This window comes from Collinsella sp. AM13-34, assembly GCF_003473055.1.
Taxonomy (GTDB): domain Bacteria; phylum Actinomycetota; class Coriobacteriia; order Coriobacteriales; family Coriobacteriaceae; genus Collinsella.
Window position 1 is genome coordinate 27523 of sequence record NZ_QRLE01000024.1, and the last position, 3744, is coordinate 31266.

General features: G+C 56.8%; 1 protein-coding gene. It reads right to left on the reverse strand.

Annotated features, from left to right (window positions below; genetic code table 11):
* Window positions 1–25: 25 nt before the first annotated feature.
* Window positions 26–3457, reverse strand: a complete 3432-nt coding sequence (locus DW151_RS09100) for a SpaA isopeptide-forming pilin-related protein (RefSeq protein ID WP_118335484.1) — start codon at window positions 3455–3457, stop codon at window positions 26–28.
* Window positions 3458–3744: the final 287 nt, after the last annotated feature.

Here is a 3744-nt window from a genome sequence, read left to right on the forward strand (position 1 = left end):
CTGGCTCGCCCGCTTTTTCATCGCGCTAGCGCTTCTTTGGGATTGACCTAAGGCGAGCGAACCATAGGGCTGCGGCACCCGAGGTCAGGAGCGCGGTGATGCAAGCGGCGATGGGAGCTGATCCTGTTGCCGGTAGGTCCTGCGGTAGGGTACAGCGTTGAATGACACGGTCCTCGTCATGTGACTCAAGTATATCGCCGCCGCCGTTGCGGCAAAGATCGACGCGTGCGCTGTTGGTGAGTGCAGTTTGGGGTGTGTAAGCCGACGTTGCCTGCATGTGCACGACTGCGCCCCGAGCATCTGTGCCAAGGATTGCTTTGGCATCGTCAAGGTCGTCGTGCTCATCTTTGAGATCATCGCGGGTCCAAGAATCCGTATCGCTTCGAGTCGTAAAGTCGGCGGCTACCGCACCGTATTCAATGCGAATGCCCGTTACGACGGTATTGGATGCAAGGTCGAGTTCTTTCGCCTCGAGTGTGGCGGATTCCGTGGTCGAGACATCCGCCTTCCAGAGGTGCCAGCCGTCGTAATCGACGAGGCGGCAATCTTCACCCAGACTCTCTTTTACTTCGTCGGACTCAAGCCAAGGATTTTCGTGCCCATCGTCAAGCGTCGCGTTTGCCGGCTCATCGACGTCTGTCGAGTCCAACGGCGTCGTGCGATACCACACGTTGCACAGACCGTTGAGGTCGCCGATGGCGACGGGGGTTTCGATTGAGACGAATCTCGCCGTATCGTCCTCGGCACACTCAAGATCATCGGTAATTGTGAACTCATCAACCCAGGTAGCTGAATCGTTTCGAGCGTCGATGGTATAGGAGAAAAGACCGTCCGTATTGGTTTGCGTTGCGGCGCGATTTTTACCATCGCCGTTGGCCAGCAGACCCTTCCCGATAGGTTGGACAAGCTCCTGACGCTTGTCGACCTGTCCTTTGATCTCGATGGGCGCATCCTTCATCGCGACGGATTGGACTTCTCCCGTATCCTTTATTTCAAACGTTATCTCCTCGGCAAGGTCATAGGTCCGCGGAGACATCATTTCGCGCAACGAGTAGGTGCCGGGTGCAAGATGTTCGACGCGGTGCGGCTTGTCGGATGAGGTCCAGGAGTCTATTTCGGTTTTATCGGGACCATATAAGGTGAGTTGTGCGCCTTTCACTTCCTGCTCTCCGCTTGCATCGACCTTGGAGATATCAACCTTGGTGTAATTGTCGGATACGTTAAGCCGTGCTTCTACAACGGGTGTTTTCTGGTCGGCATAAGCGAGGTCTACGATATGGGGCGTCCGGTCGAGTAAGAAGCCTGCCGGCGCTTGAGTCTCGACAACCTCGTAGCGTGCGGTGCCAGATCCCAGCGGGAGGTCGTCCGCGCGTGCTTCTCCAGTTTCATCAGTTGTGACGGTAGCGACAGTCTCACCGTCGAGCGCGGCAATGCTACCGTCGGGGCGCACGATATCACCCGAGGCACGGATCTCAAAGATGGCGCCCGCGAGGCTGCTGCCGTCTACGACATCGGTTTTAACGATCCTGATGTTTCCGGTCGCGGCGTGGTCATAATACGAGGCGATTGCAACGGGCGTTAGGTTCATGTCGGCGGGTATGTTTACCTCGATCTCTTTGCCGACAAGATAGGGCTCTTTGGCCGAGGTTTCGCGTACATAATAGGTGCCCGGCACGAGCGATTCGGGCAGTGTGACGGTCCCGGTCGCGTCAGTCGTAAAGGTGTCCATTACGTTATGTGCTGGATGCCAGCAAGTTTGTGAGACAGGTTTGTGATTGCTGTCGAGGAGTTGGAAGGTGAATCCGGCTAGGGGAACAGAAGCGCCTGTTTGGGCATCGCGTTTTACAATCTGGAGATGCGTCGACAGAGCGTGGTTGTCCACGATATATTGAAGCTCGGCGCCGTCGGAAATCTGATTGGCCTCGACGGTCCATTCCCCTGCACGTTTAAAACCCTCTGGGACGGTTTCCGGAACCTCACGAACCGTGTAGCCGGCGCGGTCGTATGGGATGGCTCCGTGGACACCGGCGGGTCGCTTGCCTGCGCCAAACCATGCTTCGGGCTGATCTTTGGTGGAGGCAAAGCCATAGATGTTTGTGGTCAGTGTGCCAACAACCTGCTGAGAGCTGTTACTGACAACCTCAAAGACAACATCTCCTGCCGGCTGCTCCAGGCCGGATTGATCGCTATTGCCGTAGTCCTTGAATTTTGAAATCTCAAGGTCAAACGCAATGGGGATATCGGAAACGCGAGATTCGATCTCGACCACGCCTGAATCGCCGAGTTGGTCGGCTCCAACGGTGTAAGACCAACTGTCACCGGAGGGCAAATAGCCCTCGGGCGCCTTCGATTCATAGATGGTAAAGGTTCCCAGGGGGACATCGGTGAGGGTGGCCCGACCGCTTTCGTCAGTCGTGAGAATTTGCGACCATCCAGGGGTTGATTGCGACACACACGTGAACTCTGCTCCTGCGAGTGAAGATCCCACCTGGGGGCCGGCATTCGTCGCGGCATCGAGTTTTACGACATGCAGGGTGATGGCGCCGGGTTGTTCATCGATGGCGACCTGCCCGCCGTCATTCCCCGTGGTAAAGGCAACGCGATCGGGGCGGGGGACATAGCCGGCCGGCGCCTTCGTTTCAACTAGGTAGTATGCCGTGTTGGGTAGGAGTGTTGCCTGTGCTCGACCGTTGCCGTCCATCTGGATGGTGCCGACACATGCGTCGCTGGCGCTCTCAAAAATATCGAATGTTGCCCCGGTAAACTGATAGGTATTGTTTCCGCTGGTAATAACAGTGTTCGCAGACTGCTTTTGGAAGGAAACAGAGACCGCTGGCAGTACATAGAGCATGTCTTGACGTCTGCTGCCGCCCGATACGGTTCCTAGATAGCGCCGCGCGCGGTGCGGAGCGGCTTTGATGCTTCCTGATTTTGCGCTGTCGTGGAGCCACCGCGCAGCCGCCACGACTTCATTGTCGGCGGTAAAGTGCCCGCTCTTGGTTTTGCCCTGAGCGGTCGTGTAGGAGTAGGTGCCGTCGACATGGGTAGTGCCGTTGAGCATCCATACGGCAAGCTGGGTGGCGGCGCGGGCGCGATCGGGTGAAAGATGGTAACCGCCAAACGACGCGGCGGTAGGATATCCGTGACAAACGATTGCTGCGAACTCGTCGTCGAGCCACACCCAGCCTTGATCAAAGTTGAGCCATGGGCCGCCCGGCTTGGTGGGGCCGGGACGCTCCTGGTTCATGCAGTAGGCAATCGAGGCGTCTTGAGCTTCATACTTGCCGATAAAGAAGGGCCCACAATTATCGCTGATAGTGCGGAAGCCGAGCTGGTCGTAGCCATCGACGGCAAATGCGGCTCCCGGTGCCAGGCAGCCGAAAAGCAGGAAGAGGAGCAGGAGCAGCGGACCTGTTGCGATTGCGCTGTGGACAGAGTGCGTGGGTGCGTTGGACATGGCTGCTCCTTATCCCTCGTGCGCCGCACGGGGAGGCTGCGACGCGTAGGATGAGGCTACCCCCGAGGTTCATGCGGGTAAGTACCGGAGCCTGACCAAAAGCTTGCCCAATTCCTGACAAATTGAGCTCAAATACAACAATCAAGCAAAAGCGCAGGTAGAAGATAAGGTGAACAGGAAGTCAAAGGTCCTCGTCTCCACAATTGACGCGATTTTCAAACGAATCTCCACAGCTAAAACAAGAATCGGGTTGATTTCCGATCTCAGCCGAACACATTGAGCAAATA

Bases quoted from the DNA above. Each gene is read 5' to 3' on its own strand.
- DW151_RS09100 (WP_118335484.1), bottom strand. From the start codon at position 3,457: ATGTCCAACGCACCCACGCACTCTGTCCACAGCGCAATCGCAACAGGT.